Annotated in this window: 10 protein-coding genes, 1 tRNA gene and 1 pseudogene; 11 read left to right on the forward strand and 1 reads right to left on the reverse strand. The window is 41.2% G+C overall.

Annotated features, from left to right (window positions below):
• The first annotated feature begins 152 nt into the window (after positions 1-152).
• The 5 genes from pyrR (at position 153) to QM911_RS00275 (ending at position 8,197) form a co-directional block, all read left to right on the forward strand.
• The gene (gene pyrR, locus QM911_RS00255; protein WP_414312732.1) at positions 153-674 is read left to right on the forward strand and encodes a bifunctional pyr operon transcriptional regulator/uracil phosphoribosyltransferase PyrR; all 522 of its coding nucleotides are present in this window, start codon (positions 153-155) and stop codon (positions 672-674) included.
• Positions 675-693: 19 nt separating this feature from the next.
• A complete protein-coding gene (locus tag QM911_RS00260; protein ID WP_049509066.1) occupies positions 694-1,617 on the forward strand; it encodes an aspartate carbamoyltransferase catalytic subunit in 924 nt (307 codons plus the stop codon).
• 49 nt (positions 1,618-1,666) lie between these two features.
• Positions 1,667-2,746, forward strand: coding sequence for a carbamoyl phosphate synthase small subunit (locus QM911_RS00265; protein WP_045763806.1), 1,080 nt, complete (start codon positions 1,667-1,669; stop codon positions 2,744-2,746).
• A gap of 584 nt (positions 2,747-3,330) precedes the next feature.
• Entirely contained in the window at positions 3,331-6,507 is a 3,177-nt protein-coding gene (carB, locus tag QM911_RS00270) for a carbamoyl-phosphate synthase large subunit (protein ID WP_414312733.1), read from the forward strand.
• 355 nt (positions 6,508-6,862) lie between these two features.
• Positions 6,863-8,197, forward strand: coding sequence for an Nramp family divalent metal transporter (locus QM911_RS00275; protein WP_045763804.1), 1,335 nt, complete (start codon positions 6,863-6,865; stop codon positions 8,195-8,197).
• A gap of 159 nt (positions 8,198-8,356) precedes the next feature.
• Here QM911_RS00275 and QM911_RS00280 read toward each other — a convergent pair.
• Positions 8,357-8,444 (reverse strand) — tRNA-Ser (locus QM911_RS00280).
• 161 nt (positions 8,445-8,605) lie between these two features.
• On the opposite strand from QM911_RS00280, the gene QM911_RS00285 reads away from it, so the two are divergent.
• From QM911_RS00285 to QM911_RS00310, 6 genes and pseudogenes are all read left to right on the forward strand, one after another.
• Positions 8,606-9,346, forward strand: coding sequence for a DeoR/GlpR family DNA-binding transcription regulator (locus tag QM911_RS00285; RefSeq protein ID WP_414312734.1), 741 nt, complete (start codon positions 8,606-8,608; stop codon positions 9,344-9,346).
• Positions 9,343-10,254 carry a 1-phosphofructokinase gene (gene pfkB / locus QM911_RS00290; protein WP_254727054.1) on the forward strand — a complete coding sequence of 304 codons (912 nt, stop codon included), beginning with the start codon at positions 9,343-9,345 and terminating at the stop codon, positions 10,252-10,254. Before QM911_RS00285 ends, pfkB begins: the two co-directional genes overlap by 4 nt.
• Positions 10,251-12,206, forward strand: coding sequence for a fructose-specific PTS transporter subunit EIIC (locus QM911_RS00295; RefSeq protein ID WP_373113108.1), 1,956 nt, complete (start codon positions 10,251-10,253; stop codon positions 12,204-12,206). The genes pfkB and QM911_RS00295 overlap by 4 nt, the downstream gene beginning before the upstream one ends.
• A 267-nt stretch (positions 12,207-12,473) precedes the next feature.
• A pseudogene (locus QM911_RS00300) lies at positions 12,474-13,262 on the forward strand (HEAT repeat domain-containing protein).
• 131 nt (positions 13,263-13,393) lie between these two features.
• A complete protein-coding gene (locus QM911_RS00305; protein WP_414312735.1) occupies positions 13,394-15,724 on the forward strand; it encodes a DNA translocase FtsK in 2,331 nt (776 codons plus the stop codon).
• 330 nt (positions 15,725-16,054) lie between these two features.
• Positions 16,055-23,164 carry a SpGH101 family endo-alpha-N-acetylgalactosaminidase gene (locus tag QM911_RS00310; RefSeq protein ID WP_414312736.1) on the forward strand — a complete coding sequence of 2,370 codons (7,110 nt, stop codon included), beginning with the start codon at positions 16,055-16,057 and terminating at the stop codon, positions 23,162-23,164.

The following is a 23,164-nucleotide window of genomic DNA, read 5'->3' on the forward strand; positions in this document are numbered from 1 at the left end:
CAATCAAATATTCCTTTAATCCTGTCCCGTGAGGCAGGCAAGGAGCTCGATTAAGTAGAAGGGTAAGTCTATACTGTTTACAGTAAGGCTCGCTTAGTTATACATTCTCAAGTCTCCTTGAAAAAGGAGACTTTTCTTTTTGGAGGTTTGTCATGAAGACAAAAGAAGTTGTAGACGAATTGACCGTCAAGCGAGCGATTACTCGGATTACCTACGAGATTATCGAGCGAAATAAAGATTTAAACAAGATTGTATTGGCTGGGATAAAAACACGAGGTGTCTTCATTGCTCACCGTATCCAAGAGCGTTTGGAACAATTAGAAAATATCTCTGTCCCCGTTGTAGAATTAGATACCAAACCTTTCCGCGACGATGTCAAAAGCGGTGAAGATACTTCTATAATCTCTGTTGATATGACAGAACGTGAGGTAATCTTGGTGGACGATGTGCTTTACACAGGTCGGACCATCCGAGCAGCTATTGATAACATTGTTACCCATGGCCGTCCTTCTCGTGTGAGTTTAGCTGTTTTAGTTGACCGTGGACATAGAGAATTACCGATTCGTCCAGACTATGTAGGGAAAAATATCCCAACCAGTCGTTCAGAAGAAATCATCGTAGAGATGACTGAACTAGATGGACAAGATCGTGTTCTTATTACCGAAGAAGCTTAGATAGCCAAAGGAGTTAGCTATGTCAGAAAATCAACAAGCATTGAAACATGTGGTATCCATGGAAGATCTCACTGTGGATCAGGTTATGAAATTGATTAAACGAGGAATTGAGTTTAAAAATGGAGCAAAAGCGTCTTATGAGGACCAACACATCGTCTCTAATCTCTTCTTTGAGAGTTCGACTCGTACCCACAAATCTTTTGAAGTAGCAGAGATTAAACTGGGCCTTCAGCTACTGGACTTCGATGTAAAAACAAGTTCAGTCAACAAGGGTGAAACACTCTACGATACAATTTTAACCTTGTCAGCCTTGGGAGTAGATGCCTGTGTCATCCGACACCCAGAGGTAGATTACTACAGAGAGTTGATCGATAGTCCGACGATTACGACTTCGATTATCAATGGTGGGGATGGTTCGGGTCAACACCCAAGCCAAAGCTTGCTTGATTTGATGACCATTTATGAAGAATTTGGACACTTCGAAGGACTCAAGGTAGCCATTGCTGGTGACCTTGACCATTCGCGTGTGGCTAAATCCAATATGCAAATCTTAAAACGCTTAGGAGCAGAACTCTACTTTGCTGGACCTGAGGAATGGAGAAGTCAAGAGTTTGCAGACTATGGACAGTTTGTAAGCATTGATGAAATCATTGACCAAGTTGATGTGATGATGTTTCTCCGTGTTCAACATGAGCGTCATGAAAGTGGAACAGTCTTTTCAAAAGAGGGTTATCATGCTCAGCATGGTTTGACTCAAGAACGCTATGATCGCTTGAAAGATAAAGCTATTCTGATGCATCCTGCTCCTGTAAATCGCGATGTTGAAATTGCTGATCACTTGGTCGAAGCACCAAAATCACGTATTGTTCAACAAATGACCAATGGTGTCTTTGTCAGAATGGCAATTTTAGAATCTGTATTGACTTACAGAAACGCAAAATAAGACACACAACGTTAAAAGATGCCTGAGAGCATCCACGAGAGGTGAATTTATGACTAAACGACTTCTAGTTTTAGAAGATGGAACAATTTTTGAAGGAAAAGCCTTTGGGGCTGATATTGATGTAACTGGTGAAATCGTCTTTAATACTGGGATGACCGGTTATCAAGAATCCATTACGGATCAGTCTTATAATGGGCAAATTCTAACTTTTACCTATCCCTTGGTTGGAAATTATGGAATTAACCGTGATGACTACGAGTCTATCAGTCCAACCTGTAAAGGTGTAGTGGTATTTGAAGAAGCTCGAAGAGCCAGCAACTGGCGCAACCAGATGACGCTGGATGAATTTTTGAAATCTAAGAAAATCCCTGGTATTTCAGGTATTGATACACGTGCTTTGACAAAAATCATTCGCAAACATGGAACTATGAGAGCGACTCTGACACATGTGGGAGATAGTATCGACCACATCACAGATCAGCTTCAAGCAACTGTTTTACCAATAGATAATATCAAACAGGTTTCTACAAAAACTGCTTACCCAGCTCCAGGAGTAGGTTTAAGTGTGGTACTTGTAGACTTTGGTCTCAAGCATTCAATCTTAAGAGAGTTGTCTAAGAGAGATTGTAATGTAACGGTCGTTCCTTATACTACAACAGCAGAGGAAATCCTTCACTTGAATCCAGACGGAGTTATGTTGTCAAATGGACCGGGAAATCCAGAAGATGTACCAGAAGCACTTGATATGATTCGTGGTATTCTTGGCAAGATTCCAATCTTTGGTATTTGTATGGGGCACCAGCTCTTTGCGATGGCAAATGGTGCCAAGACCTATAAGATGAAATTTGGTCACCGTGGATTTAACCACGCTGTACGTGAAATTGCAACAGGGCGCGTGGACTTCACGAGTCAAAACCATGGATATGCAGTAAGTCGTGAAGATTTTCCAGACCATTTGATGATTACTCATGAAGAAATCAATGACAAGTCAGTTGAAGGTGTACGTCACAGATACCAACCAGGTTTCTCTGTGCAATTCCACCCAGATGCTGCACCAGGTCCGCACGATGCAAGTTATCTATTTGACGAGTTCATCGAGATGATGGAAGCCTTTAAACAAACAAATTAATGACGAGTGTGAAATCGTCGGAGAATTTATGTAACTGAACACGGACGGAAAGCTCGGAATTTAGAGAACCCAACTCGGATTGTCAATCCTTCCTTGGTTTCCTAAAATCCAATCGCTTTCTATTCGTCCTTTGTATCTTATTTAATGTCGCCCTGTGAGGCGACGAATAGAAAGGCAGGTCGTTTCTTTTAGTCGCTATTAGGCGAACTAAAAACTCCCTGCACTAGATTTTTTATCGAAAAAAATCGTTTCGCTAAAAAATCGTCGGAGAATTTATTTAATGTCGCCCTGTGAGGCGACGAATAGAAAGGCAGGTCGTTTCTTTTAGTCGCTATTAGGCGAACTAAAAACTCCCTGCACTAGATTTTTTACCGAAAAATATCGTTTCGTTAAAAAATCGTCGGAGAATTTATTTAATGTCGCCCTGTGAGGCGACGAATAGAAAGGAGAAGGGTGAGCCGTATTTGCTGAACTGAATACGGGCTACGGACGGTGCTAAAAAGATAGTTATTCCTAGAACTGACAGTTCTTCGTCATAACTCCTATTTTAGCTTTGTCCGCTTGGCGCCCTTAATATCTTATAAATGCCTAAACGTACTGATATTCAAAAAATTATGGTGATTGGTTCTGGTCCGATTATTATTGGTCAGGCTGCTGAGTTTGACTATGCTGGGACTCAGGCTTGCTTGTCTTTGAAAGAGGAAGGTTATGAGGTTGTCTTGGTGAACTCAAACCCTGCAACCATCATGACGGATAAGGAAATTGCAGACAAGGTTTACATTGAGCCAATCACACTTGAGTTTGTAACTCGTATTCTCCGTAAAGAACGTCCAGATGCCTTGCTTCCAACTCTTGGTGGGCAAACAGGGCTTAACATGGCCATGGAATTGTCTAAAAATGGAATTCTTGATGAATTGGGAGTAGAACTTCTCGGGACTAAATTGTCTGCCATCGACCAAGCGGAGGACCGTGATCTTTTTAAACAATTGATGGAAGAGCTGAACCAACCAATTCCTGAATCAGAAATTGTTAACACAGTGGAAGAAGCCGTAGCCTTCGCAGCAACAATTGGCTACCCAGTTATCGTCCGCCCAGCCTTTACTCTAGGTGGTACTGGTGGTGGTATGTGTGCCAATGAGGAAGAATTGCATGAAATTGCTGAAAATGGTTTGAAGTTGTCACCTGTTACTCAATGTTTGATTGAGCGTTCCATTGCCGGTTTCAAGGAAATCGAGTACGAAGTGATGCGTGACTCAGCTGACAATGCTCTTGTTGTATGTAACATGGAAAACTTTGACCCAGTCGGGATTCATACAGGGGATTCCATCGTATTTGCCCCAGCGCAAACTATGTCAGATTATGAAAACCAAATGCTTCGTGATGCAAGTTTGAGCATTATCCGCGCTCTCAAGATTGAAGGTGGATGTAACGTTCAGTTGGCTCTCGATCCACATAGTTTTAAATATTATGTTATCGAAGTAAATCCTCGTGTATCGCGTTCGTCAGCCCTTGCTTCTAAGGCGACAGGTTACCCAATCGCTAAATTGGCTGCTAAGATTGCAGTCGGTTTGACCTTGGATGAGGTCATTAACCCAGTAACAGGTTCAACTTATGCCATGTTTGAACCAGCCCTTGACTACGTTGTTGCCAAGATTCCACGCTTCCCATTTGATAAGTTTGAAAAGGGTGAGCGCCGTCTTGGTACTCAGATGAAGGCGACTGGAGAAGTTATGGCAATCGGTCGTAACATCGAAGAGTCACTTCTTAAAGCTTGTCGTTCACTTGAAATTGGGGTGCACCACAATGAGATGCCTGAACTTGCAGAAGTCTCAGATGATGCCTTGATTGAAAAGGTTGTGAAAGCACAGGATGACCGTCTCTTCTACGTATCAGAGGCCATTCGCCGTGGTTACACACCAGAAGAAATTGCTGAGCTTACAAAAATCGATATCTTCTATCTTGATAAACTCTTGCATATCTTTGAAATTGAGCAAGAATTAGGCTCACATCCACAAAATCTTGAAGTTTTGAAAACTGCAAAATTGAATGGATTTTCAGACCGTAAGATTGCTGAACTCTGGAATACTACAGCTGATCAAGTTCGCCAACTACGTTTGGAAAACAAGATTGTCCCAGTTTACAAGATGGTTGATACCTGTGCGGCAGAATTTGAGTCAGAAACTCCTTATTTCTATTCAACCTATGGTTGGGAAAATGAATCGATCAAGTCTGAAAAGGAATCTGTACTGGTCCTAGGTTCTGGTCCAATCCGTATCGGTCAAGGAGTTGAGTTTGACTATGCGACTGTTCACTCTGTTAAGGCAATTCAAGCTGCTGGCTACGAAGCTATTATCATGAACTCGAACCCAGAGACAGTTTCAACTGACTTCTCTGTATCGGATAAACTTTACTTTGAACCATTAACATTCGAAGATGTCATGAATGTCATCGATTTGGAGCAACCAAAAGGTGTTATCGTTCAGTTTGGTGGTCAAACAGCTATCAACCTTGCTGAGCCCTTAGCAAAAGCAGGTGTGACTATCCTGGGTACGCAGGTTGCTGACCTAGACCGCGCCGAAGACCGTGACCTCTTCGAACAAGCCCTAAAAGATTTGGATATTCCACAGCCACCTGGACAGACTGCTACAAACGAAGAAGAAGCTGTACTTGCAGCTCGCAAGATTGGTTTCCCAGTCCTTGTTCGTCCCTCTTATGTCTTGGGTGGACGTGCTATGGAAATTGTAGAAAACGAAGAAGATCTCCGTTCTTACATGCGCACAGCCGTTAAGGCAAGTCCAGATCATCCAGTTCTTGTAGACTCTTATATCGTCGGTCAAGAGTGTGAAGTAGATGCTATCTCAGATGGACAAAATGTCCTCATCCCAGGTATCATGGAACATATCGAACGTGCCGGTGTCCACTCAGGTGACTCCATGGCTGTTTACCCTCCACAAACCTTGTCTCAAAAAGTGCAAGAAACGATTGCAGACTACACAAAACGCCTAGCAATCGGCCTTAACTGTCTTGGTATGATGAACATTCAGTTTGTCATCAAGGATGAGAAAGTCTACGTTATTGAGGTCAATCCACGTGCCAGCCGTACTGTTCCATTCCTATCAAAAGTAACCAATATCCCGATGGCTCAGGTTGCAACTAAGTTAATTCTTGGTCAAAGTCTTGAAGAACTTGGTTACCAAGATGGACTTTACCCAGAAAGTAGTCGTGTTCATATTAAAGCACCAGTCTTCTCATTTACCAAGCTAGCGAAAGTAGATAGCTTGCTTGGTCCTGAAATGAAGTCAACAGGGGAGGTTATGGGTTCTGATACGACTCTTGAAAAAGCTCTCTACAAGGCCTTTGAAGCTTCTTATCTTCACTTGCCAACCTTTGGAAATGTTGTCTTTACTATCGCTGATGATGCCAAGGAAGAAGCTTTGGATTTGGCTCGTCGTTTCCAAAATATTGGTTATGGTATCCTTGCGACTCAAGGAACAGCAGCTTTCTTTGAAAGTCATGGCTTGAAGGCTCAACTCGTTGGTAAGATTGGTGATGATGAACATGATATCCCAAGCTATGTTCGTAAAGGGAAAATCCAAGCTATCATCAACACAGTTGGTACCAAGCGAACTGCTGATGAAGATGGTGAACAAATCCGCCGTTCAGCTATCGAACATGGTGTACCACTCTTTACAGCCCTAGATACAGCGGATGCTATGCTTAAGGTACTTGAAAGCCGTAGCTTCGTTACAGAAGCCATTTAGTTTCTTGTTAAATAATCTAAGTAGCTTTTATCCAGCGTCAAAAGACGCTGGTTTTTACTCTTTTATAGAGAAATCGAGTTAGAAATAATAGTTACAGTTCACTATTAAATGTCAAAGTTTATCAATAGATTTATCATTATCGTTAATGAGTAGACTTATTCTGACTTTCCCTAAAATTTTGTTGAATTTTCTTAAGTTTTTATCATATTTTTTATAATTAAGGTGCCTTAAGAAAAATAATGAAAAAACTAAATGTTTTTCATATAGTTTTCATTGTTTTAATAGTTTAAAGTCAATCTTATTTTTCTCTAATAGAAAATAATGAAAAAGTAGGTTTAGAAAGAGGTAAGTATCTATGTCTTCTCATAAAAAAGTGTCACTCTCTGAGATTAATCAATCTATCGATACTCCAAATAACAATCATTTCTGGCAAAATTTAAAGGCCTTTTTAGGTCCGGGTGCTCTTGTCGCAGTTGGTTATATGGATCCAGGAAACTGGATTACCAGTGTAGTCGGTGGTGCTTCCTATAAGTATAGTCTCTTGTTTGTTATCTTGATTTCATCTCTCATTGCCATGCAACTTCAGCAGATGGCAGGAAAGCTTGGTATTGTAACCCAGATGGACCTGGCTCAAGCAACGGCTCATCATTCACCTAAATGGCTTCGTTATAGTCTATGGGTGATTTTAGAATTAGCCTTGATGGCGACAGATCTGGCAGAAGTTCTAGGTTCAGCGATTGCTCTCAATCTTCTCTTTAAGATTCCGATTATGATAGCAATTCTCTTGACCGTGTTGGATGTTTTTCTCTTATTGCTTCTGATGAAATTTGGCTTTAAGAAGATTGAAGCTATTGTGACAACACTGATTTTAACCATTCTAGCAATTTTTACCTATCTGGTAGCTTTGTCACATCCAAGCTTCCAAGGAATCGTTGAGGGTTATCTACCGAATGCAACCTTATTTGAAAGTCCCTTGCCAGGGCATGAAAGTCAATTAACCTTGGCACTAGGGATCGTGGGAGCAACGGTTATGCCCCATAACCTCTATTTGCATTCTTCCTTGTCTCAAACTCGGAAAATCAATCACAAGGACAAGAATGATGTTCGAAAAGCCGTGCGCTTTATGACCTGGGATTCAAATCTCCAATTATCCTTGGCCTTTGTGGTTAACTCCCTTCTTTTAATCTTAGGGGCGGCTCTCTTTTTCGGACATGCATCTGAGATTTCTGCCTTTTCTCAAATGTATAACGCCCTGCAGGATTCTACCATTGCGGGAGCTATAGCTAGCTCAACCTTATCAACCTTGTTTGCCTTGGCCCTATTAGCCAGTGGTCAGAATTCGACTATCACAGGTACCTTGACAGGACAAATCGTTATGGAAGGTTTCTTGCATATGAGATTGCCTCAATGGTTCATTCGTTTGGCAACTCGTCTCTTTGCCTTGTTGCCTGTCATGATTGTAGCGGTTGTTTTTGGTCATCAGGAAAAAACCTTGGATCAGTTATTGGTTTATTCGCAGGTCTTTCTTTCAATCGCTCTTCCATTTTCAATCTTCCCTTTGATTTATCTCACTTCAAAAAAATCACTGATGGGCGAATTTACCAATGCCAAGTGGAATACTATCCTTGGTTATATTGTTTCCATTATCTTAACTGTTCTCAATGTGAAATTGCTATTTGATATTTTTTAAGAGCATCTGAGATGAAGTAGAAAAAATATCATTTTGATGATTAAAATTGAAGAAAAAAATCACCCAAGAGTTGAATCTTGGGTGATTTTTTGGAATTCTCATCTTAGATGAAAAATCCATTATAAAAAGCTGCATGAAGATGCAGCTACACTATAGCAACGGAAGACATGGGATTCGAACCCACGCACGCTTTCACACGCCTACCGCGTTTCCAACACGGCCTCTTAAGCCTCTTGAGTAATCTTCCAATACTTACTAAGATAGTTTAACATAAAGGCAAGTATCTTGCAAATAAAATTCAAACAATTGGCAAAATGATAGAAAATGAAAGAAAACGACAAAAAGTGCTTGACTTTGATATTTTTTGTGATAGAATGATTATTGTAATCGTTAACAGGAGGTGAGTAAGTGCTAAAAACTGAGAGAAAAAAGTTGATTTTAGAGGAGCTGGGTAAACATAAAGTCGTTACTTTAGAGAAATTAGTAGGCTTGCTAGATACTTCAGAATCAACAGTTAGACGTGATTTAGATGAGTTAGAGTCTGAAAATAAACTTCGCCGAGTGCATGGGGGAGCTGAGTTGCCTCACTCCTTGCAAGAAGAAGAAACTATTCAAGAAAAATCTGTCAAAAACCTTCAAGAGAAAAAGTTGATTGCGCAAAAAGCAGCTTCCCTCATCAAAGAAAAAGATGTTATCTTTGTGGATGCAGGAAGTACGACAGCCTTTCTCATTATGGAATTGGAGCGAAAAGACATTACTGTAGTAACCAACTCCATTCACCATGCGGTACAATTAGTGGATAAGCAAATCCCAACAGTGATTATCGGTGGTGGCGTAAAGATGACAACGGATGCCAGTATCGGAGGGGTGGCTCTTAACCAAATTAACCAATTACACTTTGATCGTGCCTTTATCGGAATGAACGGTGTAGACGAAGGTTATTATACAACTCCAGACATGGAGGAAGGAGCGGTTAAGCGTGCTATCTTAGAAAATGCCAAACAAACCTATGTCTTGGCAGATTCATCTAAGATTGGTCAGTCTTGTTTCGCTAAGGTTGCGCCTATAAAACGAGCTATTGTCATTACAAGCAAGGGTCATGAGCTCTTGCCAGCTATCAAAGAGAAAACGGAGGTAATAGAAGTATGATTTATACAGTCACACTCAATCCATCTATCGACTACATTGTCCGTTTGGATAAAGTAGAAGTTGGTAGTGTTAATCGTATGGATAGTGATGATAAGTTTGCTGGTGGTAAGGGAATCAACGTTAGCCGTGTCTTGAAACGTCTAGACATTCCAAATACAGCGACTGGATTTATCGGAGGCTTTACAGGTAAATTTATCACAGACACTTTAGCTGAGGAGCAAATTGAAACGCGATTTGTTCAAGTAGCAGAAGATACGCGTATCAACGTTAAAATCAAAGCAGATCAAGAAACAGAGATAAACGGAACTGGTCCTAATGTTGCACCCGAACAACTTGAAGAGTTAAAAGCCATTCTTTCAAGTCTGACAGCAGAAGATACAGTTGTATTTGCGGGTTCGAGTGCTAAAAACTTAGGCAATGTCATCTATAAGGAGTTGATTGCTTTGACGCGTCAGACGGGCGCTCAAGTAGTCTGTGACTTTGAAGGTCAGACCTTGATCGATAGTTTGGATTATCAACCACTTTTGGTCAAACCAAATAATCATGAACTGGGATCTATCTTTGGAGTGAAACTCGAAAGTTTAGATGAGATTGAAAAATACGCTCGAGAGTTGCTGGCTAAAGGTGCTCAAAACGTGATCATCTCTATGGCTGGCGATGGAGCCCTTCTGGTAACATCAGAGGGAGCATACTTTGCTAAACCAATCAAGGGAACCGTGAAAAACTCAGTGGGAGCTGGTGACTCAATGGTTGCTGGATTTACTGGTGAGTTTGTTAAATCACAAGACGCAGTGGAAGCCTTCAAATGGGGAGTGGCTTGTGGAACAGCAACAACCTTCTCAGATGATTTGGCGACTGCAACATTTATTAAAGAGACTTATGAAAAAGTTGAGGTAGAAAAAAGATGAAAATTCAGGATTTACTGAGAAAAGATGTGATGTTGCTTGATTTGCAAGCAACTGAAAAAACAGCAGCTATCGAAGAAATGATTCATAGCTTGGTAGAGCACGGATATGTGACAGATTTCGAAACCTTCAAAGAAGGAATCTTGGCGCGTGAAGCTTTGACTTCTACAGGTTTGGGTGATGGTATCGCAATGCCTCACAGCAAGAACGCTGCAGTTAAAGAAGCAACTGTTCTCTTTGCTAAGTCAAATAAGGGTGTTGACTACGAAAGTTTAGATGGACAACCAACTGATCTCTTCTTTATGATTGCTGCTCCAGAAGGTGCCAATGATACTCACTTGGCGGCCTTGGCAGAATTATCTCAATACTTAATGAAAGACGGTTTTGCTGACAAACTTCGTCAAGTAACATCAGCTGACCAAGTTATTGAACTCTTTGATCAAGCGTCAGAAAAAACTGAGGAACCAGCTCAGCCTTCTGCTAATGAATCTGGGGACTTTATCGTAGCAGTTACAGCTTGTACAACAGGTATCGCCCACACTTACATGGCTCAAGAAGCTCTTCAAAAAGTGGCTGCTGAAATGGGTGTTGGTATCAAGGTTGAAACTAATGGTGCCAGCGGTGTTGGTAACCAATTGACAGCAGAAGATATCCGCAAGGCTAAAGCTGTAATTATCGCTGCAGATAAAGCAGTTGAAATGGATCGTTTCGATGGCAAACCATTGGTAAATCGTCCAGTAGCAGACGGTATCCGTAAAACTGAAGAATTGATCAACCTTGCTCTTTCTGGAAATGCTGAAGTTTACCATGCTGCTAATGGAGCAAAAGCAACAACAGCATCTAATGAAAAACAAAGTATCGGTGGTGCCTTCTACAAACACTTGATGAGTGGTGTATCTCAAATGTTGCCATTCGTTATCGGTGGTGGTATCATGATTGCCCTAGCCTTCTTGATTGATGGTGCTATGGGTGTGCCAAATGATAGCCTTGGAAATCTTGGTTCTTACCATGAACTCGCTTCTATGTTCATGAAAATCGGTGGCGCAGCCTTTGGTTTGATGCTTCCAGTATTTGCAGGATATGTTGCTTACTCAATCGCTGAAAAACCAGGTTTGGTAGCAGGTTTCGTAGCTGGTGCTATCGCCAAAGAAGGTTTTGCCTTTGGTAAAATCCCTTATGCTCAAGGTGGTGAAGCAACTTCAGCTCTTGCAGGTGTATCATCAGGTTTCCTTGGAGCCCTTGTTGGTGGATTTATCGCAGGTGCCTTGGTGCTATTGATTAAGAAATACGTGAAGGTTCCTCGCTCGCTTGAAGGTGCTAAATCAATCCTTCTCTTGCCACTTCTTGGAACAGTCTTGACAGGATTTGTCATGCTAGCTGTTAACATCCCAATGGCAGCAATCAACACTGCTATGAACGACTTCCTTGGCGGTCTTGGAGGCGGTTCAGCTGTCCTTCTTGGTATCGTTCTTGGAGGAATGATGGCCGTCGATATGGGTGGACCTGTCAATAAAGCAGCTTATGTCTTTGGTACTGGTACTCTTGCAGCAACAGTGGCAACAGGTGGTTCAGTAGCCATGGCAGCAGTTATGGCAGGAGGAATGGTTCCACCACTTGCAATCTTTGTCGCAACACTTCTCTTCAAAAATAAATTTACAAAAGAAGAACGTAACTCAGGTTTGACGAACATCGTTATGGGATTGTCATTCATCACTGAAGGTGCGATTCCATTTGGTGCAGCTGACCCAGCTCGTGCTATTCCAAGCTTTATCCTTGGTTCAGCAGTAGCAGGTGGACTTGTTGGTCTTGCAAATATCAAACTCATGGCACCACATGGAGGAATCTTCGTTATCGCCCTTACAACAAATGCCCTTCTTTACCTTGTCTTTGTCTTGATTGGAGCACTTGTTAGTGGTGTGGTTTATGGTTACCTTCGTAAACCATTAGAAAAATAATTACAATAGATTCAAATGACTGAACACGAAAGTGGTCAGTCATTTTTTGATAATGGAGTTAGGGAGACAGGTTTTTAAAGTGATATAATAGAGGTAAATCGTTGAGAATTTAATACTCAATGAAAATCAAAGAGCAAACTAGGAAGCTAGCCGCAAGCTGTACTTGAGTAAGGTAAGGCGACGCTGACGTGGTTTGAATTTTATTTTCGAAGAGTATAAATGACAGAATGCTAAAGTTCTACAAATACCTTAGAGGAGATAAGTGTCATGAGTGATTCTAGAAAAGAAGAAATCGACAAACGAGAGAAATCTAAGATTTATTGCCAAAATCTTACAAAAGAAGTGTTGCAAGAGACCTATGCCAGCTTGCTGGAGGAGAATTTTCCTGATTCTAAACGAATTCATTTTATCGCTGATTTAGGTAGGAGCCCAGAAATTGCCTTTCATTTTGAGCTCATTTGCAACGATTGGGAGGAAGGAACTGACCTGAATTTTGAAGCGAGTTTTGACCAGCATGGGCAGGCGGGAATCGATTATCTTTTAGAAACTCTCAATCAAGAGGAAGTGGAGAGTCAACGCGTTTTGATTGTATATCTTCTAGCGAAAATCCTCTCCAAAGCAAGACATAGAGATTTTTATGCTTCTTCTTGTAAGCAAGTACTTCCTGTTCTGCTCTCTCTTTTTCCTAATTCAGAAGCTTCGAATCGTAGAAAGCTAATCATTGCCCTAGGTTGGATTGGTTCAATTGGTGAGATAGAAATCTTAGGATAACATCTCTTGACTGACCAAGATGCTCTTTGTCGTTCCTGGTCTGCCAGTAGTCTAATACAATTATCTTTTCATCAAGTAAAAAAAGAAATCTTAATGGAAAAAACGAAGGATTTGTTTTCTGAAGCAATTACAGAAGAAAAGGACTTGCAGGCTTGCGCTCTGATGATAGAAGCAGCCCAGGTATTGTTTGGGAAAAGATGGATCCCTACATCTGCTGTAGAGAAGTTGGAAATCGAAAAGATTGAGAAAGCAAGAAAATCAGCAATTAGATTTTTAAAGAAATAGTGAGACAAGGTTGTTGAAAAATCATATAGAAAAGAAAGTGCAGAAATATTAACGAAAAATGATTGTATCTAGTAGATTCCGTCATTTTTTTGATTTTTCTAGATGTTTCTGAAATATGGTATAATAGAAGCATGGCAAACAAGAATACAAATAAAACAAGACGGAGACCGTCAAAAGCTGAATTAGAAAGAAAGCAAGCTATCCAACGGATGTTAATTTCCTTAGTCATAGCTTTTTGCTTAATATTCGCTGCTCTGAGATTAGGAGCAGTTGGACTCACGCTCTATAACCTTATTCGGTTACTAGTAGGAAGTCTGGCCTATCTGGTCATCTTTGTCGTTCTAGTCTATCTTTTTTTCTTTAAATGGATTCGGAAGCAAGAAGGTCTAATCTCAGGTTTTCTTTGCATTTTTTCAGGCTTATTGTTGATTTTTGAAGCTTATCTTGTATGGAAATATGGCTTAGAGCAATCTGTCTTAAAGGGGACTTTAGCCCAAGTTTTGACAGATTTGACAGGCTTTCGTGTGACTAGCTTTGCTGGAGGAGGGCTTCTAGGTGTTGCCCTTTATATTCCAGTCGCCTTTCTCTTTTCAAATATTGGTACTTACTTTATCGGAGCCATCTTAATCTTGATCGGTGCTCTTCTAGTTAGTCCTTGGTCTGTCTATGACGTTGCTGATTTCCTTGGAGCACGTTTTGCCCTTTGGATGGAGAGACGTGAGCAGAAGAAACAAGAACGCTTCGTCAAACGAGAAGAAGAAAAAGCTCGTAAGGAAGCAGAGGAACAGGAAAGACTAGAAAAAGAACAAGTAGAGCAAGCCTTATTGGATATACCTCCTGTTGATATGGAAACTGGCGAGATTTTAGAAGCTTCCCCTGTTCACTTTGATGATTTACCACCCCTTCCAGAGGAAGAATGGATAGAACCTGAAATTATTCTCCCGCAAGCAGACTATGATCTTCCTAGCGAAGTTGATATTCCAGAGGAAGCTGAGTTCTTAGAGGATGAAGATATTGAGGTAGATTTTTCTGCTAAAAAAGCTTTAGAGTACAAACTCCCCAGCTTGCAACTCTTTGCACCTGATAAACCAAAAGATCAGTCAAAAGAAAAGAAAATCGTACGAGAAAATATCAAAATTTTGGAAGAAACCTTTGCGAGTTTCGGTATCAAGGTAACGGTTGAACGTGCTGAAATCGGTCCATCAGTTACCAAGTACGAAGTCAAGCCAGCTGTTGGTGTGCGGGTCAATCGCATTTCCAATCTAGCAGATGACTTGGCTCTGGCCTTGGCTGCGAAAGATGTTCGTATCGAAGCTCCAATTCCAGGGAAATCCTTAGTCGGGATTGAAGTGCCTAACTCAGAGATTGCGACAGTCTCCTTCAGAGAGCTCTGGGAACAATCGCAAACTAAACCTGAAAATCTGCTAGAAATTCCCCTTGGGAAAGCAGTTAACGGAACAGCTCGTAGTTTTGACCTAGCTAAAATGCCTCACTTGCTAGTGGCTGGTTCGACAGGTTCTGGTAAATCTGTTGCAGTTAATGGTATCATTGCAAGTATTCTCATGAAGGCGCGTCCAGACCAAGTCAAGTTTATGATGGTGGATCCGAAGATGGTTGAGTTGTCAGTCTATAATGATATTCCTCATCTTTTGATTCCTGTAGTAACCAACCCTCGTAAGGCCAGCAAGGCCCTTCAAAAAGTCGTGGATGAGATGGAAAATCGCTATGAACTCTTTGCCAAAATTGGCGTCCGTAATATTGCTGGTTTCAATGCTAAGGTGGAGGAATTCAACGCTCAATCTGAGTATAAACAAGTACCACTTCCTTTGATTGTTGTGATTGTCGATGAGTTAGCTGACCTCATGATGGTAGCCAGCAAGGAAGTAGAAGATGCTATTATCCGTCTTGGACAGAAGGCGCGTGCGGCTGGTATTCACATGATTCTTGCGACGCAACGTCCGTCGGTTGATGTTATTTCTGGTTTGATTAAGGCCAATGTACCGTCACGTGTAGCCTTTGCTGTATCTTCTGGAACGGATTCGCGAACTATCTTGGATGAAAATGGTGCTGAGAAACTCCTGGGTCGAGGCGATATGCTTTTCAAACCAATCGATGAAAATCATCCCGTTCGACTGCAAGGCTCCTTTATCTCGGATGATGATGTTGAGCGTATTGTTAGCTTTATCAAGGCTCAAGCAGATGCTGACTATGATGAAAGCTTTGATCCCGGAGAGGTTTCTGAGATAGATGGTGAATCTGGCACAGGAGATGAAGGTGGAGATCCGCTATTTGAAGAAGCTAAGGCTCTGGTCATTGAAACTCAAAAAGCGAGCGCATCTATGATTCAACGTCGTTTATCAGTTGGCTTTAACCGAGCAACTCGCTTGATGGAAGAATTAGAGATGGCTGGAGTTATCGGACCTGCAGAAGGAACGAAGCCACGAAAGGTTTTACAACAATAAAAAACGTAAAAATAGTATAAAAATGCATGGAAACTTTATTGAAAAGTTAGTAAAAAATGGTCTAACTTTTGCGATGAAGTTTCCTTTTTTATAGCGATTTCTTTAGAAATAAAGCCATCTGAAAATCGTTTCAGACTTGCCAACTAATTGGATTTTACTTTTACTAGTTTTACCTATTAAAGTATTGATTTTTTAAGCTGTTTTTGATATATTGAATTGGTATAGAAAAAATTATATGTTTATCTAGTAGTGTTTAAAAATTGAGGAGGATATTTTTTTAAAATAAAATGCAAACGCTTACTTGACAAACTGAAAGGAACCAAAAAACAGATGGATAAAGGATTATTTGAAAAACGTTGCAAATACAGTATTCGGAAATTTTCACTAGGGGTTGCTTCTGTTATGATTGGTGCAGCTTTCTTTGGAACTAGCACTGTCCTCGCAGATTCTGCACAAACAGGTTCGACAGCAGATATGCCAACTGATTTGGCGGCAGCTCTTGCCAATGCTAAAGAGGATGATGGGCATGACTTTGAAGCACCAAAACCTGGTGAAGATCAGGGTTCTCCTGAAGTAACTGAAGGACCAAAGACTGAAGAAGAATTGCTGGCAAAAGAAAAAGAAACTGCAACTGCAACAAGCTCAGCAGCTTCAGATACTCTTCCTGAAGAACTACGTGGAAAACTTGATAAGGCTGAAGAAAATGGCCGCACTGCCTCAAAAGAAGAACTAGAAAAAGAAGATAAAAGCTTAGTCCCAGAAGATGTTGCTAAAACAAAAAATGGAGAATTAAACTACGGTGCGACTGTCGAAATTAAAAGCCCTGCTGGGCTCGGTAGTGGTATCGTTATCGGGGAAAATCTCGTTTTGTCTGTTTCTCATAACTTTATCAAAGATGTTCCAGATGGCAATAATCGTAAGGTAGCTGATAATGTTGAAAGTGATGAAGATGTTTATACGATTTCTTATCAAGGGGCACCAGACGTCAAATTCAGTAAAAATGATGTGAAACACTGGGATCGTGAAGGATTCCTCAAAGGGTATAAAAATGACCTGGCAATCGTTAAGCTTCGTACACCTCTCGCAAATGCGCCTGTTGAAGTGACTGATAAACCTGCGACAACTAAGGTAGGAGATAAGGTCCATGTATTTGGATATCCAAAAGGAGAGCTTGAACCGATTCTGAATACAACTGTTGAGGATATTAATAATCACGGAGAAGGTGTTCGTGGAATTAGCTATCAAGGAAGTGAACCAGGTGCCAGTGGTGGTGGCATTTTCGATGAAAATGGGAAATTGATTGGTATTCACCAAAATGGTGTATCTGGTAAACGTAGTGGTGGTATACTCTTCTCACCTGCTCAGCTAGAATGGATTCAAAACTATATCAAGGGTATTGAAACAACGAAACCAGCTGGTCTAGATGCTCTCGATAAACAAGTTGAGGACAAGGAAGAAAAACCAAAAGAGGATAAACCTAAGGAAGATAAGCCAAAAGAAGAAACACCAGCAGAAAATAAACCTGCTGAGAACAAGCCAGCAGAAAATAAACCTGCTGAAAACAAGCCAGCTGAGAATAAACCGACTGAATCAAAAGAAGTTTCTCCAGAATGGAAAACAGTTGAAAATAAAGACCAACAGGGAACAGTAACAATCCGTGAAGAAAATGGAGTTCGTTACAACCAATTAGCTTCAACTGCTCAAAATGACAATGGTAAGAAACCAGCCTTGTTTGAAAAAGATGGTTTGACAGTCGATGCTAATGGAAATGCCACAGTTGATTTGACCTTTAAAGAAGAATCTGAAACAGGTAAATCTCGCTTTGGTGTCTTCATGAAATTCAAAGACACTGATAACAACGTTTTTGTAGGTTACGATCAAGGTGGATGGTTCTGGGAATACAAGTCAAATGGAAGTGGACTTTGGTACCAAGGTGGACGTGTTGCAGCTCCAGTAAATGGTTCTGAGAACCACTTGACCATCAGCCTTAAATCAGATGGACAGCTCAATGCAACTAACAATGATGTCAAACTCTTTGACACAGTGACCTTGCCATCTGCAGTTAATGACAAACTCAAAGATGAGAAGAAAATCGTTCTTAAAGCTGGAACCTATAACAGTAGTGAACGAACCATTGTTAATGTCAAAACTGATGACCAAGAAGGTGTGAAAAACAATCAAGAAGCCGCTGAAAAAGAAAAGGGCGACACAGTAGATGATAGCAATGTCAAGTACGACACTATCGAATCTACAGTATTGAAAGCTGTCATCGACCAAGCCTTCCCACGTATTAAAGAGTACGTCCTTAATGGCAACAAGCTCCCAGGTCAAGTGCAACCGATTAATCAAGTTGTGATTAACAAGCAAGCTGTGACTCCTGAAGTTACCTATAAGAAGGTCAATGCAACGACTGCTGAATATGAAATGAAACTCCGTGATGAGAAAAACCTCATCAATGCAGATATGACCGTTCGTTTGCAAGTGGTGGACAACCAACTTCACTTTGATGTGACTAAGATTGTCAACCATAACCAAGTTACACCAGGACAAAAGATTGATGACGAACGTAAATTACTTTCTTCAATCAGCTTCTTAGGAAATGCCTTGGTATCTGTTTCAAGCGATCAAGCGGGAGCGAAGTTTGATGGGGCAACCATGTCAAACAATACTCACGTCAGTGGTGATGACCATATCGAAGTAACAAATCCAATGAAAGAATTAGCCAAAGGCTATATGTACGGATTTGTTTCAACAGATAAACTCGCTGCTGGTGTATGGAGTAACTCACAAAATAGCTATGGTGGTGGTTCTTTCGACTGGACACGTTTGACAGCTTATAAGAATACGATTGGCAATGCCAACTATGTGGAAATTCATAGCTCTGAATGGCAATGGGAAAAAGCCCACAATGGAGTTGTCTTCCCAGCATACACTCAAGAACTTCCAAGTGCAAAAGTTGTCATCACGGAAGATGCCAATGCTGACCATAAGGTTGACTGGCAAGATGGTGCGATCGCTTACCGTAGCATCATGAACAACCCTCAAGGTTGGGAAAAAGTTAAAGACATTACAGCTTACCGTATCGCTATGAACTTTGGTTCACAAGCGCAAAACCCATTCCTCATGACCTTGGATGGTATCAAGAAGATTAACCTCCACACCGATGGTCTTGGCCAAGGTGTCCTCCTTAAAGGATACGGAAGTGAAGGACATGACTCTGGACACTTGAACTATGCAGACATCGGTAAACGTATCGGTGGTGTTGAAGACTTTAAGACTCTTATTGAGAAAGCTAAGAAATACGGTGCCCACCTCGGTATCCACGTAAATGCTTCAGAAACCTATCCAGAGTCTAAATATTTTAATGAAGATATTCTTCGTAAAAATGCAGATGGCAGCTACAGCTACGGTTGGAACTGGCTTGACCAAGGTATCAATATTGATGCTGGTTATGACCTCGCTCATGGGCGTCTAGCTCGTTGGGAAGAGTTGAAGAAAGAGTTGGGTGAAGGTCTAGACTTCATCTACGTCGACGTTTGGGGTAACGGTCAATCAGGTGACAACGGTGCCTGGGCAACTCACGTTATTGCGAAAGAAATTAACAAACAAGGTTGGCGCTTTGCTATTGAGTGGGGCCATGGTGGTGAATATGATTCTACCTTCCAACACTGGGCAGCTGACTTGACCTATGGTGGCTATACAAATAAAGGTATTAACAGTGCCATCACTCGCTTTATCCGTAACCACCAAAAAGATTCTTGGGTTGGTGACTACAGAAGTTATGGTGGTGCAGCTGACTATCCACTTCTAGGCGGTTATAGCATGAAGGACTTTGAAGGATGGCAAGGACGTAGTGATTATAACGGTTATGTAACAAACTTGTTTGCTCATGACGTTATGACTAAGTACTTCCAACACTTCACAGTCAGCAAATGGGAAGATGGCAAACCAGTAACCATGACTGACAATGGTAGTACCTATAAATGGACTCCAGAAATGAAAGTTGAATTGGTCGATGCTGCAAATAACAAGGTTGTGGTGACTCGTAAATCCAATGATGTCAACAGTCCACAATATCGTGAACGTACAGTAACGCTCAACGGACGTGTCATCCAAGACGGTTCAGCTTACTTGACTCCTTGGAACTGGGATGCAAATGGTAACAAGCTTGAAAGTGACAAGGAAAAAATGTACTACTTCAATACTGAAGCAGGTGCAACAACTTGGACACTTCCTAGCGACTGGGCAAATGGTAAGGTTTACCTTTATAAACTAACTGACCAAGGTAAGACTGAGGAAAAAGAAGTTGTCGTGAAAGACGGTAAGATTACCCTTGACCTCACTGCAAATCAGCCATATGTTCTCTATCGTTCTAAACAAACAAATCCAGAAATGTCATGGAGTGAAGGAATGCACATCTATGACCAAGGATTTAACAGTGAATCTTTGGATCATTGGAAGATTTCAGGAGATGCTTCTAAGGCTGAAATCGTCAAGTCTCAAGGTGCCAACCAAATGCTCCGCATCCAAGGCAATAAAGAAAAAGTTAGTCTCACTCAAAAATTGACTGGCTTGAAACCAAATACTAAATACGCAGTTTATGTCGGTGTCGACAACCGTAGTGATGCTAAAGCAAGTATTACTGTTAATACTGGTGAAAAAGAAGTAACCAACTACACCAACAAGTCACTAGCACTTAACTATGTAAAAGCCTATGCTCACAATACTCGTCGAAGCAATGCAACAGTTGATAACACAAGTTACTTCCAAAATATGTATGCTTTCTTCACAACAGGTTCAGATGTATCAAACGTAACCTTGACCTTGAGTCGTGAAGCAGGCGATGAAGCAACTTACTTCGATGAAATTCGTACCTTTGAAAATGAATCAAATATGTACGGTGACGGTCACGATACTGCAACAGGAGTCTTCAAACAAGACTTTGAAAATGTTGGACAAGGTATCTTCCCATTTGTCATCGGTGGTATCGAAGGCGTTGAAGACAACCGTACTCACTTGTCTGAAAAACATGGACCATACACACAACGTGATTGGAATGGCAAGAAAGTTGATGACGTTATCGAAGGAAATTGGTCACTCAAGACAAATGGACTTGTAAGTCGTCGTAACTTGGTTTACCAAACAATTCCACAAAACTTCCGCTTTGAAGCAGGCAAGACCTACCGTATTACATTTGACTATGAAGCTGGATCTGACAATACTTACGCCTTTGTAGTCGGTAAGGGAGAATTCCAATCTGGACAAGCAAGTAATTTGGAAATGCATGAATTGGCAAATACTTGGACAGATTCTAAGAAAGCGAAACGTGCAACCTTCCTAGTAACAGGTGCAGAAACTGGCGATACCTGGGTAGGTATCTACTCTACAGGCAATGCAAGCAACACTCGCGGAGACTCAGGTGGTAATGCTAACTTCCGTGGCTACAATGACTTCATCATGGACAGACTTCAAATCGAAGAAATTGTCTTGACTGGTAAGATGATGACAGAAAATGCTGTTAAGAACTATCTTCCAACTGTTGCGATGACCAACTACACCAAAGAAACAATGGATGCTTTGAAAGAGGCAGTCTTCAACCTCAGCCAAGCAGACGATGATATCAGTGTAGAAGAAGCTAAGTCTGAAATTGCTAAGGTCAATGCTCTTAAAGACGCTTTAGTGATGAAGAAAACAGCTCTTGTAGCAGATGACTTTTCAAGCCTAAGTGCTCCTGCTCAGGCTGGTGAAGGTCTTGAAAATGCCTTTGATGGCAATGTGTCAAGTCTATGGCATACATCATGGAGCGGAGGAGATGTTGGTAAACCTGCAACTATGGTCTTGAAGGAACCAACTGAAATTACTGGCTTCCGTTACGTTCCACGTGGTTCAGGATCAAATGGTAACTTGAGAGATGTCACTCTTGTGGTTACTGATGAAACAGGTAAGGAACATACCTTCAATGCAACCAATTGGGCTAACAATAATAAACCAAAAGATATTGACTTTGGTAAGACTATCAAGGCTAAAAAGATTGTTCTAACTGGAACAAGAACCTACGGTGATACTGAAAACCAATATCAATCAGCTGCAGAATTGATCTTCGCTCGTCCACAGGTTGCTGAAACTGGTCTTGATACTACAGCCTATGAAGCAGCCTTGGCAAAAGCTCAAAAATTGACTGATAAGAGTAATCAAGAGGAAGTAGCAAGTGTTGTTGCCAGCATGAAATTTGCAACAGATAATCATCTCTTGACAAATAGAATGCTTGAGTACTTTGCAAATTATCTCGACCAATTGAAAGACCAAACACCTACTCCAACTCCAGATCCAAAACCAACTCCGGATCCAAAACCAACTCCAGATCCAGAGCCAACTCCAAATCCAGAACCAACTCCAAATCCAGAACCAACTCCGGATCCAAAACCAACTCCAGACCCAGAACCAACTCCAGAACCTAAACCTGAAACTCCAACTTCAAGTAAGGGTGACGAAGCTGCGCCAGTTGTTGAACTTCCAGAATTCACAGGTGGTGTAAATGGCGCTGAAGCAGCTATCAATGACCTTCCAGAGTTTACTGGTGGTGTGAACGCAGCTGAAGCCGCTGTTCATGAAGTTCCAGAATACAATGGGGTTGAGGGAACCGCAGGAAATGAAGTAGCTATCCACGAAGTTCCAGAATTTACTGGAGGTGTAAATGGAGCTGAAGCCGCCGTCCATGAAGTACCAGAGTATACAGGTGCGATTGGAACAGCAGGTGATCAAGCCGCGCCTACTGTAGAAAAACCAACTGAAGGTGTTCGTGTCTTGTCAGATAAGACTACAGGAGTTGTAGTTGCAGGACTTGCAAGAGATTTGGCTACGGATCTTGATCTTAAAGTTCAAAAAGTAACAGACCAAAGTCTACAAGGTGTGAAATTTGATGCTTATGCTCTTCATTTGGTTGATAAAGATAAGCATGAGGTTCAAGCGAAGGGTGTAGTGCTCGTTCGACTTCCAGTTTCTGGTGAAGTAGCTGGAGTATACTACACTGCATCAGGTGAGGCAGTAAGCTTTACAAATGGTCAAGGTACAGTTGAGTTTACAACTAGTCAGCTAGGACATTTTGCCGTAGTTTATAAACAAGTTTCTAAACCACAAACGCCATCAGTAGGAGAGCCAGGACATAAACCACAAACTCCATTAACTGAGGAACCTGGAAGTCGAGTACAGACTCCATCAACAGAGAAACTGGATCATAAACCACAGGATGCTGCAGTACAAAAACTTGATCAGAAAGCAGATGATACTGCTAAATCAGAAATGAAGGAAGTAGCAGCTAAACAAGAAGCGAAGGATAAACTTCCAGAAACTGGTACTAGCAAGTCAGATCATCTCTTCTTCCTTGCCAGCCTCAGTCTAGCAATGTCTGCTCTATTTCTTGCAAAGAGAAAAGAAGATTAA

This window comes from Streptococcus infantis (assembly GCF_047460825.1).
Classification (GTDB): Bacteria; Bacillota; Bacilli; order Lactobacillales; family Streptococcaceae; genus Streptococcus; species Streptococcus infantis_V.